At 70.8% G+C, this 12,321-nt stretch carries 11 protein-coding genes; 7 read left to right on the forward strand and 4 right to left on the reverse strand.

Annotated elements, in window-relative coordinates:
• The first annotated feature begins 77 nt into the window (after positions 1 to 77).
• Entirely contained in the window at positions 78 to 863 is a 786-nt protein-coding gene (locus ACIBAG_RS06065) for a dioxygenase (protein ID WP_399101455.1), read from the forward strand.
• 23 nt (positions 864 to 886) lie between these two features.
• Here ACIBAG_RS06065 and ACIBAG_RS06070 read toward each other — a convergent pair whose 3' ends face one another.
• Complete coding sequence (locus tag ACIBAG_RS06070) at positions 887 to 1,417, reverse strand: GNAT family N-acetyltransferase (RefSeq protein WP_399101457.1); 531 nt, start codon at positions 1,415 to 1,417, stop codon at positions 887 to 889.
• 165 nt (positions 1,418 to 1,582) lie between these two features.
• On the opposite strand from ACIBAG_RS06070, the gene ACIBAG_RS06075 reads away from it, so the two are divergent.
• Positions 1,583 to 2,581 (forward strand): RNA polymerase sigma factor RpoD/SigA, encoded by a 999-nt coding sequence (locus tag ACIBAG_RS06075; RefSeq protein WP_399101459.1) that lies wholly within the window; start codon positions 1,583 to 1,585, stop codon positions 2,579 to 2,581.
• 488 nt (positions 2,582 to 3,069) lie between these two features.
• Here ACIBAG_RS06075 and ACIBAG_RS06080 read toward each other — a convergent pair whose 3' ends face one another.
• Complete coding sequence (locus ACIBAG_RS06080) at positions 3,070 to 4,035, reverse strand: helix-turn-helix transcriptional regulator (RefSeq protein WP_399101461.1); 966 nt, start codon at positions 4,033 to 4,035, stop codon at positions 3,070 to 3,072.
• A 62-nt stretch (positions 4,036 to 4,097) separates the two neighbouring features.
• On the opposite strand from ACIBAG_RS06080, the gene ACIBAG_RS06085 reads away from it, so the two are divergent.
• From ACIBAG_RS06085 to ACIBAG_RS06105, 5 genes are all read left to right on the forward strand, one after another.
• Positions 4,098 to 5,687, forward strand: coding sequence for an MFS transporter (locus ACIBAG_RS06085; protein WP_399101466.1), 1,590 nt, complete (start codon positions 4,098 to 4,100; stop codon positions 5,685 to 5,687).
• Positions 5,688 to 6,063: 376 nt separating this feature from the next.
• Entirely contained in the window at positions 6,064 to 6,825 is a 762-nt protein-coding gene (locus tag ACIBAG_RS06090; RefSeq protein ID WP_399101468.1) for a DeoR/GlpR family DNA-binding transcription regulator, read from the forward strand.
• Positions 6,822 to 7,769 carry a 1-phosphofructokinase gene (pfkB, locus tag ACIBAG_RS06095; RefSeq protein ID WP_399101470.1) on the forward strand — a complete coding sequence of 316 codons (948 nt, stop codon included), beginning with the start codon at positions 6,822 to 6,824 and terminating at the stop codon, positions 7,767 to 7,769. Before ACIBAG_RS06090 ends, pfkB begins: the two co-directional genes overlap by 4 nt.
• Positions 7,770 to 8,040: 271 nt before the next feature.
• A complete protein-coding gene (locus tag ACIBAG_RS06100; RefSeq protein WP_399101472.1) occupies positions 8,041 to 10,149 on the forward strand; it encodes a fructose-specific PTS transporter subunit EIIC in 2,109 nt (702 codons plus the stop codon).
• 120 nt (positions 10,150 to 10,269) lie between these two features.
• Entirely contained in the window at positions 10,270 to 10,527 is a 258-nt protein-coding gene (locus tag ACIBAG_RS06105; protein WP_399101474.1) for a hypothetical protein, read from the forward strand.
• A 152-nt stretch (positions 10,528 to 10,679) separates the two neighbouring features.
• Here the strand turns inward: ACIBAG_RS06105 and ACIBAG_RS06110 are convergent, their stop codons facing one another.
• Positions 10,680 to 11,129, reverse strand: coding sequence for a hypothetical protein (locus tag ACIBAG_RS06110; RefSeq protein WP_399101476.1), 450 nt, complete (start codon positions 11,127 to 11,129; stop codon positions 10,680 to 10,682).
• Between the two features lie 409 nt (positions 11,130 to 11,538).
• A complete protein-coding gene (locus tag ACIBAG_RS06115; RefSeq protein ID WP_399101478.1) occupies positions 11,539 to 12,285 on the reverse strand; it encodes a DUF6227 family protein in 747 nt (248 codons plus the stop codon).
• Between the last annotated feature and the right edge of the window lie 36 nt (positions 12,286 to 12,321).

A 12,321-nucleotide genomic window follows, 5' to 3' on the forward strand; every position in this document is an offset into this window, starting at 1 on the left:
GAGGCGTACCTTCTTCGAGAGAGAAGCTTTAGATTTGAAGCAAATGACGCTTCAGCTCTCCGGAGGGAGTCGCCACCATGTCCGCCGCCACGCAGGAGCGCATGCCTGCCCTCTATCTCAGCCATGGCGCCCCGCCCCTCGCGGACGACCCGATCTGGCCCGGTGAGCTCGCAGCCTGGTCCGCCGACCTGCCGCGCCCCAAGGCGATCCTCATGGTCTCCGCCCACTGGGAGGAGGCCCCGCTCGCCATCGGTGCCACCGAGACCGTTCCTCTCGTCTACGACTTCTGGGGTTTCCCCGAGCACTACTACAAGGTGACGTACGCGGCACCCGGCGCACCGCAGCTCGCCGAGTCCGTACGAAAGCTGCTGCGCGCCCCCGGCATGCCCGTGCAGGACATCCCGGACCGCGGCCTGGACCACGGCGCCTACGTACCGCTCGTCGAGATGTACCCCGAGGCCGACATCCCCGTCCTCCAGATTTCCATGCCGACCCTCGACCCGCTGAAGTTGCTGGAGATCGGCCGGAAGCTGGCGCCGCTGCGCGACGAGGGCGTGCTGATCGTCGGCTCCGGCTTCTTCACCCACAACCTGGCCGCCCTGCGCCAGGGCGGCATCCCCAGCTGGTCCGTGGAGTTCGACGACTGGGGCCGCCGGGCGCTGGAGAACCGCGACTGGGACGGATTGCTGGACTTCCTCCACAAGGCCCCGGCCGGCCGCTACGCCCACCCGCGCACCGAGCACTTCGCCCCCCTGTTCGTGACGATGGGCGCGGCGGACGCGGCCGGTGAGTCGGATGGCCAGAAGTCCGTGATCGACGGGTTCTGGATGGGGCTGGCGAAGCGGTCGGTCCAGTTCGGCTGAGGGAGAGGCCCCTGCGGCGAGGCTCAGAGGTCCTTCTCGTACCAGGCCACGTCCCAGTACCGGCCGAACTTGCGGCCCACCTCGCGGTACGTGCCGATGTGCCGGAAGCCGAAGCGCTCGTGCAGCCGGGTGGACGCCTCGTTGGGCTGGGCGATGCCGGCGTAGGCGCGGTGCAGATCCTCCCCGGCCAGGGCCTCGAACAGGGCCTTGTAAAGGAGGGTGCCGATGCCGCGGCGGCCGGCGTCCGGCGCGAGGTAGACCGTCACCTCGACGGAGGTCTCGTAGGCCGGCTTCGGACGGAAGGCGCTGGATGTGGCGTAGCCGAGAATCCGCTGTGAGTTCCCTTCGGGATCCGTCTCCACGGCAACCATCAGCCGGTGCGGTCCGTCTTCCGGGTGGGAGAGCAGCCAAGGGCGGCGCTCTTCAGGCGTGAAGACCGCCGTATCGAAGGTGATGGGCGTCTCACGTACGTAGTGGTTGTAGAGGTCGGTGAGGGCTTCGAGGTCACTGTCGACTCCCGGCCTGACCTGCACCTCTCTACGTTCCGGCGGCATCGGGCCTCCTCCCGTGGCCGGACAGGGTACTGCAAGATCAGAAAAATAGCGGGTCGGGTTGGGAATTCTGTCCTGATTCCAGTCGTTGTTTCCATCGGATGCCGGGCACTCGAGAAGAGTCCCAGGCGTTCACGGACCACCCGCCCACATCGCAAGGGAGCACGCATGGCAACCCGTGCCGTCGCCCGTCGTCAGTCCGCCACCGGCGAGGCCGTCGACGCGGCAAGCAGTGTTCGCGCCCATGGCGGCGAGATCGCGGACCGCGACCTGGTCGGCATGTACCTCGACGAGATCGCGCGTACGCCGCTTCTCGACGCCGCCAAAGAGGTCGAGCTGTCGCAGATCATCGAGGCGGGTGTGTTCGCCCAGCAGGTCCTCGACGGGTACGAGGAGTCCAGGGCGGACGCCACCCGTGAGGAGCTGGAGGCTCTGGTCGCCGACGGCGAGCGGGCCAAGGACATCTTCATCCGCTCCAACCTCCGCCTGGTCGTGGCGGTGGCCCGGCGCTACCCGCGCAGCGGTCTGCCCCTGCTCGACCTGATCCAGGAGGGCAACGCCGGCCTGGTGCGCGCGGTGGAGAAGTTCGACTACCGCAAGGGCTTCAAGTTCTCGACGTACGCGACGTGGTGGATCCGTCAGGCCATCACCCGCTCGATAGCCGACCAGTCCCGCACGATCCGGCTCCCCGTCCATCTGGTGGAGGAGCTGGGCCGCATCCGGCGCGTGCAGCGCGAGTTCAACCGTGAGAACGGCCGGGACCCGGAGCCCGCCGAGATCGCCGCCGAGCTCGGCTCGACGCCGGAGCGCGTCGCGGACGTCCTGGACTGGGCCCGCGACCCGGTCTCCCTCAACATGTCGGTGGACGACGAGGGCGAGACCCAGTTCGGCGACCTCCTGGAGGACACCTCCGCGGTCTCCCCCGAGCAGTCCGTGCTGACCCTGCTGCGCAGCGAGGAACTGGACGGCCTGATCGGCCGCCTCGACCAGCGCACGGCGTCCATCATCAAGATGCGTTACGGCATCGAGGACGGCCGCGAGCGCACGCTGACCGAGGTCGGCAAGGAGCACGGGCTGACCCGCGAGCGGATCCGGCAGATCGAGAAGCACGCGTTGCTGGAGCTGAAGAAGCTGGCGCGGAGCACCGGGTTCGACGCGGCCGCGTAGTGCCTCCGGCGGGAGGGCCGCGTCCGGTAGTAGCGCCGCGTCGGGTGGTGCCTCCGGTGGGAGGGCCGGAGGCGTGCGGCCGTGGGCGGCGTACGCCGGGTGGCGAAAGACCGCGCAAATGTGGCGATGTAACGCCGCTTCAACCGTCGGGGCACCGGGAACAAGACCTCCGGGCACGGGAGTTCGAGGCCTGGGGCGACTGGCCTCGGGCCCGGGCGGAGATCGACGGACCCCATCGAACCGACACCAGCGGACCGACACCAGCGGACCGACAGACCAAGTCCCGACGCACTCCCCCCGGCGCCGGGACTCTCCCCGAGCCGGGCTTCGGCGCCTATCCCCCCTGGGTGCCGGGGCCCGGCTCTCTCATGGTCGGAGGCCGGGTGGGCCACCCCGTACCTGAACCACGGGGTGGCCCACCCGGACGGCAGATTGTGTCACATGGGCATCTCCCGTCCCCGAGGGGTGACCCGCGCCCGCCGGTCGACTCACCCCGCCGCCCGGCTCAACCGCCCGCCCAACTCCCGTACACATCGCACCAGTTCCTCGGGCGACTCCACCGCGAACTCGCAGTCCACCATCGCCAGCCGCACGGCCATCCACTCCACCGAATCCCCCGCCGACCCCCGCAGCCGGCACCGCCGCCCGTCCTCGACCGGTTCCGGCGCCCCCAACCACCCCGGCAGGCGGGCCGCGACGAACTCCGCGGGCGCCTCGAACGTCACCGAGAACTCGTACGTCTCCTGCCGCCGCCACATCGACTGCCGCAGGTACTCCGCCGCACTCCCCGAGGGCAGCTCCCGCGGAGCGAACCGCGCGCCCGTGGCGAACGGCTCGCTCACCCGGTCGACCCGGAACGTCCGCCAGTCGGCGCGGTCGAGGTCGTAGGCGACGAGATACCAGCGGCGCCCCGTCGACACCAGCCGGTACGGCTCGGTCAGACGGCGCGACTCCGTCCCGTCCCCCGCCCGGTACGCGAACCGCAACCGCTCGCGCCCGGCCACGCTCGACGCCATCACGGTCAGCGTCTCGGGCGCGATACTCGCCCCGTCCCCACTGGTCAGCGGTGTCGTCGCGGCCTGCAGCGTGGTCACCCGGTGCCGCAGCCGCGACGGCAGCACCTGCTCCAGCTTGGCCAGCGCCCGCACCGACGCCTCCTCCACCCCCTCGACCGCGTGCCCCGCACCGGCCCGCAGCCCGACCGCGATCGCCACCGCCTCCTCGTCGTCCAGGACGAGCGGCGGCATCGCCTTGCCCGCGACGAGCCGGTAGCCACCGTCGGCCCCCTTGGTCGCCTGCACGGGATAACCGAGCTCCCGCAGCCGGTCGATGTCCCGCCGCACCGTGCGCCGGGACACCCCGAGCCGCTCGGCGAGCTCGCCGCCGGGCCATTCGCGGGGCGTCTGGAGGAGGGAGAGGAGTGTGAGCAGCCGGGCCGGAGTATCCGTCGTCATGAATCCGAGGATGCCGCAGATCTAGGACACGATCTGACCTAGTGGCGGCATAGCTTCAAGCCATGACCTCCACCGAGACGACGTCCGTCGAGACCTCAGCCGGGACCGCACCGGGCACAACCCCCGTGACCGACGACGGCGCACCGCCCGTCGGGCCCGCCGCGGGCGACCGCCGCCGCTGGTTCGCCCTGGCGATCGTGATGACCGCGGCCTTCATGGACCTCGTCGACGTCACGATCGTCAATGTCGCGATCCCGTCGATCCAGCGGGAGTCCGGCGCGACCTTCAGCCAGATCCAGTGGATCACCGCCGGTTACGCCCTCGCCTTCGCCGCGGGGCTGATCACCGGCGGCCGTCTCGGCGACATCCACGGCCGCAAGCGGCTGTTCCTCATCGGCATCGGCGGCTTCACCATGGCCTCGGCCCTGTGCGGCTTCGCCGCGAACCCGGAGATGCTGGTCGCGGCCCGGATCCTGCAGGGCGCCATGGCGGCGATGATGGTGCCGCAGGTCCTGTCGATCGTGCACGCGACTTTCCCGGCGCACGAACGGGGCAAGGTCTTCGGTCTGTTCGGCGCGGTCGTCGGACTCGGCGCGGTCATGGGCCCGCTCCTCGGCGCGCTGCTGACGGAGTGGAACCTGTTCGGTCTCGAATGGCGCCCGATCTTCCTGATCAACCTCCCGGTGGGCATCGCGGGCCTGATCCTCGGCAGCCGCTACATCACCGAGTCCAAGGCGCCGCGGGCGCTGAAGCTGGACCTGGTCGGCGTCGCCCTGGTCACCCTCGGCCTGCTCATGCTGCTCTACCCGCTGACCCGCGGCCGTGAGCTGGGCTGGCCGCTGTGGGGGTACGTCTCGATGGGCGGCGCGTTCGTCGTCCTCGGTGCGCTGGTGGCGTACGAGAAGCGCAAGGCCGCCCGGGACGGCTCCCCGCTCGTCGAACTGTCGCTGTTCAAGGTGAAGAGCTTCGCGGGCGGCATCGCCGTACAGACCGTCTTCGGCGTCGCGCTCGGCATCTTCTTCCTGGTCTGGACGCTGTACATGCAGTACGGCCTGGGCTGGACCCCGCTGAAGGCGGGGCTCACCGGGATCCCGTTCTCCATCGCGGTCTCGACGGCGGCCGGTCTGTCCGTGCAGAAGCTGGTTCCGCGCTTCGGGCGCAAGGTGCTCCAGGCGGGCGCGCTGGTGATGGGGATCGGTGTCCTGCTCTACATCTGGGAGTCCGGCCACTACGGCCTGTCCATCACCCCCTGGCACATGGCCCTGCCCCTGGTCGTCATGGGCCTCGGCATGGGGCTGATCGTGGCCCCGCTGACGGACGCGATCCTGTCGGAGGTGCCGCGCGAGCACTCCGGTTCGGCGTCCGGGCTCATCAGCACCGTCCAGCAGATGGGCAACGCGCTCGGTCTGGGCCTGGTCTCGGTGGTCTACTTCGGTGTCGTCGACGACCGGCTGGCGGAAGGCGCTCGCGGTCCGGCGGCGGGCTTGGCCATCGCGGACGGCTTCCAGCACGCACTGGGGTGGGTGGCCGTGGTGATGGCCGTCATCTTCCTGCTGATGTTCGCGCTGCCGAAGCAGCCGGCCCAGCACAGCGAGGGAGCGGCCGACGACGCGTCGCCGGCGACGGAGAAGGAGCCCGCGCTGGTGGGCTGAGAGCGGGGGAGGGGCCCGGCACCTCGGTGCCGGGTCCTTTGCCGTTTCCCCATATCCCCGCCCCGCAAGGTCGTATGCCCCTGCCCCGCAAGGTCGTATGCCCCTGCCCCGCAAGGCCGTACATCCCTGCCCCGCAAGGCGGTCCGTCCCGCGTCGTAAGGCCGCATGCCCCGCGTCGTAAGGCCGCATGCCCCGCGTCGTAAGGCCGCATGCCCCGCGTCGTAAGGCCGCACGTCCCCATGGCCGTAGGCCCGTATATCCCGGACCCGAAGCCCGATCATGCCCGATTGGGCCCGAACCTGTTTACTTTCCGGAAATCCAGGCGTAGCCTCCCAGCGAAACCACAAGTTCGGGCACAGTTCGGAGGCGAACGGACATGTACGCACCGGAGCGGCAGCAGGAGATCCTCCGGCTCGCCCGTGACGGCGGCCGAGTGGACGTCCTGTCGCTGGCCGAGGAGTTCCAGGTGACGGCGGAGACCATCCGCCGGGACCTGAAGGCCCTCGACCGCGCCGGGCTCGTGCGCCGGGTGCACGGTGGTGCGATCCCGGTCGGGCGCCTGGACTTCGAGCCGGACCTCGCCGAGCGCGAGTCGACCGCGGCCGACGAGAAGGACCGCGTCGCCAAGGCGGCCCTCGCCGAGCTGCCCAGCGAGGGCACGATGATCCTCGACGCCGGTACGACGGTGGCCCGCCTCGCCGCCGCTCTCCCGCTGGAGGCGTCGCTCACCGTCGTCACGCACAGCCTGCCCATCGCCGCCCGTCTCGCGGACCACCCGGGCATCCAGCTCCACCTGGTCGGAGGACGCGTACGGCACCGTACGCGCGCCGCCGTGGACGCCTGGGCGCTGCGCGCGTACGGCGAGATCCGCGCCGACGTCCTGTTCGTGGCGGCCAACGGCTTCTCCGCCGAGCACGGCCTGACCACCCCCGACCTCGCCGAGGCCGCGGTGAAGCGCGCGGCCGTGGCCGCGGCCCGCCGGGTGGTGCTGCTCGCCGACTCCTCCAAGCACGGCCAGGAGCACTTCGCCCGCTTCGGCGACCTGAGCGACGTGGACCTGCTGATCACCGACAGCGGGCTGAGCCCCGAAGACGCCGCCGTCATCGAGCGCGGCGGCACGGAAGTAGTGCGCGCATGATCCTCACCGTCACCCCCAACCCGTCCCTGGACCGTACCTACGAGGTCCCCTCCCTCGACCGTGGCGAGGTCATCCGCGCCACCGGCGAGCGGATGGACCCGGGCGGCAAGGGTGTGAACGTCTCACGTGCCGTCGCGGCCGCCGGGCAGCGCACCATCGCGGTGCTGCCCCTGGGCGGTGCGCCCGGCGCGCTCGTCGCCGACCTGCTCGACGCGCAGGGCATCGAGGTCACGGCGGTGCGGGTCGCCGGGGCCACCCGCTCCAACATCGCGCTCGCCGAGTCGGACGGCGTACTGACGAAGATCAACGCGCCGGGTCCCGAACTGTCTCCGGAGGAGGAGGAACTGCTCCTGGAGACGGTGCGGCAGCAGTCGCGCGGCGCCGACTGGATCGCCTGTTGCGGCAGCCTGCCCCGGGGGCTCGTGCCGTCCTGGTACGCCGATGTGGTCGCGCGGGCACACGACGGGGGCGCGCGGATCGCGCTGGACACCTCCGGGCGCGCCCTGCTCGAAGCCCTGTGCGCGCGGCCCGATGTGGTGAAGCCGAACGCCGAGGAGCTCGCGGAGGCCGTCGGGCGCCCGCTGTCCACCGTGGGCGACGCGGTGAAGGCGGCCGAGGAGTTGCGCGAGATGGGTGCGCGCACCGTCCTCGCGAGCCTGGGCGCCGACGGACAGCTGCTGGTGGACGGCTCGGGCGCCTGGTTCGGCAGCGCGCCTGTGGACGTCGTACGCAGCAATGTCGGTGCCGGCGACTCCTCGCTCGCCGGGTTCCTGATCGCGGGCGGCAGCGGCCCGGAGGCCCTCGCCTCGGCGGTCGCCCACGGCGCGGCGGCCGTACAGCTCCCCGGCAGTGTGATGCCGACCCCGGACGACCTGGACCTGGCGGCCGTGACGGTCACGGCCGAGGTGCCGGTGGACCGCGCACTGAAGGAGCCGGCGTCATGAGAAATGTCGCGGTTGTCACATTTGCCGCCCATCAGTCCTGTTTCATTGCCGATCGGTCCCGTGAGCGGCGAAGCTCGCTGTTACTCACCGCCGCCGACGGACGGCAGGGCCTCCTGAGCCGCTCTGCCGCCCGGAGGAGGCGGGACTTCCCCGACCCCGCCTCCTCCACCCCCGCCTCCCCCCACCGCAGCCCCGCCACCCCCCACGGCACCCCCGTCCCCTTCTCCGCCCACCAGACTCCCCGGGCGATACGCGTGCGAAGGAGCCCGCGATGAGCGACATGATCACCGCGGACCTGGTCGATCTCGACCTGTCCGCCGACACCAAGGAAGCGGCGGCGCGCGCCCTCGCCCAGCGCATGGTGGCCCAGGGCCGGGTGACCGACCTGGAGGGCTTCCTCGCCGACGTGGCCGCCCGCGAGGCACAGATGCCGACCGGACTCGACGGCGGCATCGGCATCCCGCACTGCCGCAGCGAGCACGTCACCGAGCCGACGCTCGCCTTCGGGCGCAGCGCCGTCGGCATCGACTTCGGCGCGGCGGACGGCCCCGCCGACCTGATCTTCCTGATCGCCGCCCCGGCGGGCGCGGACGACGCCCACCTGACGATCCTGTCGTCGCTGGCCCGGCAGCTGATGAACGCCGAGTTCACGGACGCGCTGCGGTCGGTGGGGGACGCGGCGTCGGCAGCGGCGCTGATCAGGGGCGAGGAGCCCCCGGCGGCGGACGCCGCCAGTTCCGAAGACTCCGTGGCGTCGTCGGTGGCGGCCTCCGCCGACGCCGCCACGGGCACCACGGCCCCGGCGCCGGGAGCGCACTCCGAGGGCGCGAACACCCCGGCGCCGGGCGCCCCGGCCGCGGCCTCCGCCGACGACGAGCGTCCCTTCCGTATCGTCGCCGTCACCTCCTGCCCGACCGGTATCGCCCACACGTACATGGCGGCCGAGTCGCTGGAGAACGCGGGCCGCGAGGCGGGCGTCGAGCTCGTCGTCGAGACGCAGGGCTCGGCCGGCTTCACCCGGCTTGACCCGGCCGTCATCGCCGCGGCGGACGGCGTGATCTTCGCCCACGACGTGGCCGTACGCGAGAAGGACCGTTTCGCCAGCAAGCCGACCGTGGACACCGGCGTGAAGGCGGCCATCAACCGCCCCGCCGACCTCATCGCCGAGGTCCGCGAGAAGGCGGCCCGCGGTGAGGTCACCGCGGCGGCCCGGCCCGGCGGTGGCACCCCCGTGGAGCGCGCCGGTGAGCCCGGCGAGGGCTACGGCACCAAGCTGCGCAAGTGGCTTATGTCCGGCGTGAGTTACATGGTCCCGTTCGTCGCGGCGGGCGGTCTGCTGATCGCCCTCGGGTTCGCGATCGGCGGCTGGAAGATCGACAAGGCCCAGCCCGTCATCGAGCATTTCGACTGGAGCCAGACCCACAGCTGGGGCGCCCTGATGTTCCAGATCGGCGCCGCGGCCTTCGGCTTCCTCGTGCCGGTCCTCGCCGGATACATCGCGTACGGCATGGCGGACCGGCCAGGTCTCGTGCCCGGCTTCGTCGGCGGTGCGATCTCCTTGACGATCGGTGCGGGCTTCCTCGGCGGCCTGGCCGCTGGTCTGATCGCCGGTGGCGTGGTCCTCGGCATCCAGCGGATCAACATCCCGCCGATACTGCGCGGCGTCATGCCGGTGGTGGTGATCCCGCTGGTCGGCTCGGCGGTCGTCGGGTTCCTGATGCTCGTCGTCATCGGCAAGCCCATCGCCGAGGCGCAGAAGGGCCTGACCGACTGGCTGAACAGCCTCTCCGGCACCAACGCCATCCTGCTCGGCGTCCTCCTCGGCCTGATGATGTGCTTCGACCTCGGCGGCCCGGTCAACAAGGTCGCGTACACCTTCGCGACGTCCGGTATCTCGGTCGCGGCCCCGAGCGACTCGGCGATGAAGATCATGGCGGCCGTGATGGCGGCCGGCATGGTGCCCCCGCTGGGCATGGCCCTCGCGACCTTCGTCCGCAGGAAGCTGTTCACTCCGGCCGAGCGCGAGAACGGCAAGGCCGCGGTGGTCCTGGGAGCCTCCTTCATCTCCGAGGGCGCGATCCCCTTCGCCGCAGCCGACCCGCTGCGCGTGATCCCCGCCTCCATGGCGGGCGGCGCGGTCACCGGCGCGCTGACCATGGCGTTCGGCTCGACCCTGCGCGCCCCGCACGGCGGCGTCTGGGTCACCTTGCTGATCGGCAAGCCGTTCCTCTACCTGCTGGCCATCGCGGTCGGTACGGCGGTCACGGCCGGCCTGGTGATCCTCCTGAAGGGCATGCGCAAGACGACGCCGGAGGGCGCTCCGCTCGTTGAGTCCCCGGCGGCCACGGCCGCGGAGGCGAAGCAGCCGGTGGCGGCGTAAGCCCTCGGGCGGGCGAAGCTCCCGCTTGTCCCTTTGAGGCGCTGTGAGTCGTTCACGGCACCTGCGAGATACGTCACGGTCCGGTCCCAAAGGCCCGGACCGTGGTGTCTACTGGAGCGCATGCCTGAGCACGTCACGTTCCTCCAGCTGCTGGGCCCCGTCGTCCTGGCCCTGGCGGCCGTGCTCTGGGTGACCGCCCTGATCCGCCTCCTGCGCGGCATCCGCCCCCAGCGCTCGCCGCTGCGTCCGGGCGGCCCGGCACTCTCCGCCCTCCCGCAACAGCGCCAGACGGCCCCCGAGCTGGAGGCCGTGGAACTGACCCCGGCGGAACGGGACGCGTTCGCTGGACTGGTACGACAGCTGGGCGACGGCCGCTGAACGGCTGAGCCGCCCGGCAGCAGTGGGACAGAGGTCGCCAAGGCCGGTTCACGCCGAAAGGCTCCCCACCGGCGAAAGCGCTCGTGGGGAGCCTCTGACGTGGAGTCAGTGGTCGTTGCTGACTTTTCTGCTCCTGACGGCCCGAGAGGCCCTCACGTGCATCCCCAAAGGGATACGGCCACGCCGAGGACAGTGAGGCCGACCGGTCCGCTGCCGAGTGCGCCGAGCCATGTAACGCCCAGGGATGCGGCGCACTTCCGAGTCTGAGTCTTCTGCGCGGCCGTCAGCTTCGGGCCCCCGGTGTAGAAGTAGTTCTTGCCCTCGTAAGTGACACAACCGACCGAGGAGGAGCAGTACTCCCCGGGGCGCGCCTCTCGGTACATCGCCTTCCCGCATCCCTTGGAGGGGTAGCAGTACTGGGACGTCTTGACCTTGACGCACTTACGTGGGGCGCAGACGCGCTTTGTCGTGGCAGCACTGGCCGGGCTCGCCTGGCCCACGGTAACGAAGAGTGCTGCGAGAATCGCAAACATGGCTATCGCCCATCGGCGAAGCGGCACCCTGACGGCTTTGCCGTTCGCGAGGTGTTGTTTGTTGGTCATGGTGTCCTTCCCCCGGGCTTTTTCGTACTCTCCACGACGCGGATCAATGGTCAGTGTGTTCCGCCAGAGCGCCCGTGACATGCAGATTCGTAACACGCCTCGCGGATCTCTCGGAAGGCTTACCTGGTCTGATGGAGAGATCTTGAAATGCGTGAGGCTCTTTCTTTGCCGGGCAGGGTGCGAGATTTTGCATCAGCAACTCACCACTCACGTGCCCGCCTGCGCCGCCTGACGATCCGCGTTGCTCGGCTAGGGCGTGGGCATATCCGCGTTGTTCGCCACGGAAAACGCCAAACGCCCTGGTCGGCCCGGAGGATGAGGCCGAACGGCGTTATCCGGCAGAGCAGAAGAGGGCACTCATGCCATCCGCGCCAACCGCGCCCGCACCGCTGCCCGCGCCTGCGGCGTCTCAGGACACCTGCGCCGCCCGCCGCTCCATCGCGTCGCGCGCCGCGTCCTCGTCGACGTACACCTCGCACATGTGCCGTCCGTCCGGTGTCGCCGTGTGCTCGACCTCCCACAGGGAGACCTCCCTGCCGTCACGCAGCAGGAAGGCGTGCTCGTAGAGCGAGAAGCACAGCCCGGCACGTCCCGTACGGCACGGGCGGCCGAAGGCCTGTGTGATCTGGTGCGCGAACGCCGTGGTCAGTAACGCGGCCGTCTCCGCGCCCGGCCGGTCGGCGTTCTCCGCCCGGCGCAGCAGCCGGCGCGCGTGGTCCGCCGAGTCGTCCGGAACGTACGCGTGCCGGGGCGCGGGTATCGGCGACAGCTGCACCGTCACCGGCAGTTCGAAGTCCGGCGCGTCCGGCGGCAGCGGCAGCCGCGAGGTCGCGGCACGCAGCTCCTCCTCGTCGGCGTACACCTCGTGCTGCGGTGCCCCGCCCCGAGCGGTGTTGTGCACGAGCTCCCACAGGGTGAGCGCCGAGCCGTCGGCGAGCAGCCAGGTGTGCCGGTACGTCTCGCGGTGCAGCCCCGCGCTGTGGTGCGCGGAGTGCAGCGAGCTGTCGTGAGCCAGCGCACAGTCGAGCCGCTGTATCGTCTCGTCGGCCAACTCGAAGGAGTTCAGGGCACGGCCGAGGAGTCGCGCGAGGTGCTCCTCCGGAGACTCCGGCGACTCGGGTGGTTCGTACGCTGCCGTCTCGTACGGAACGCTCAAGGTTTCTCCCGGCGTTGCTGCATGTCACCTTGTGGG

It is taken from the genome of Streptomyces sp. NPDC051243 (assembly GCF_044455405.1).
Lineage (GTDB): Bacteria > Actinomycetota > Actinomycetes > Streptomycetales > Streptomycetaceae > Streptomyces.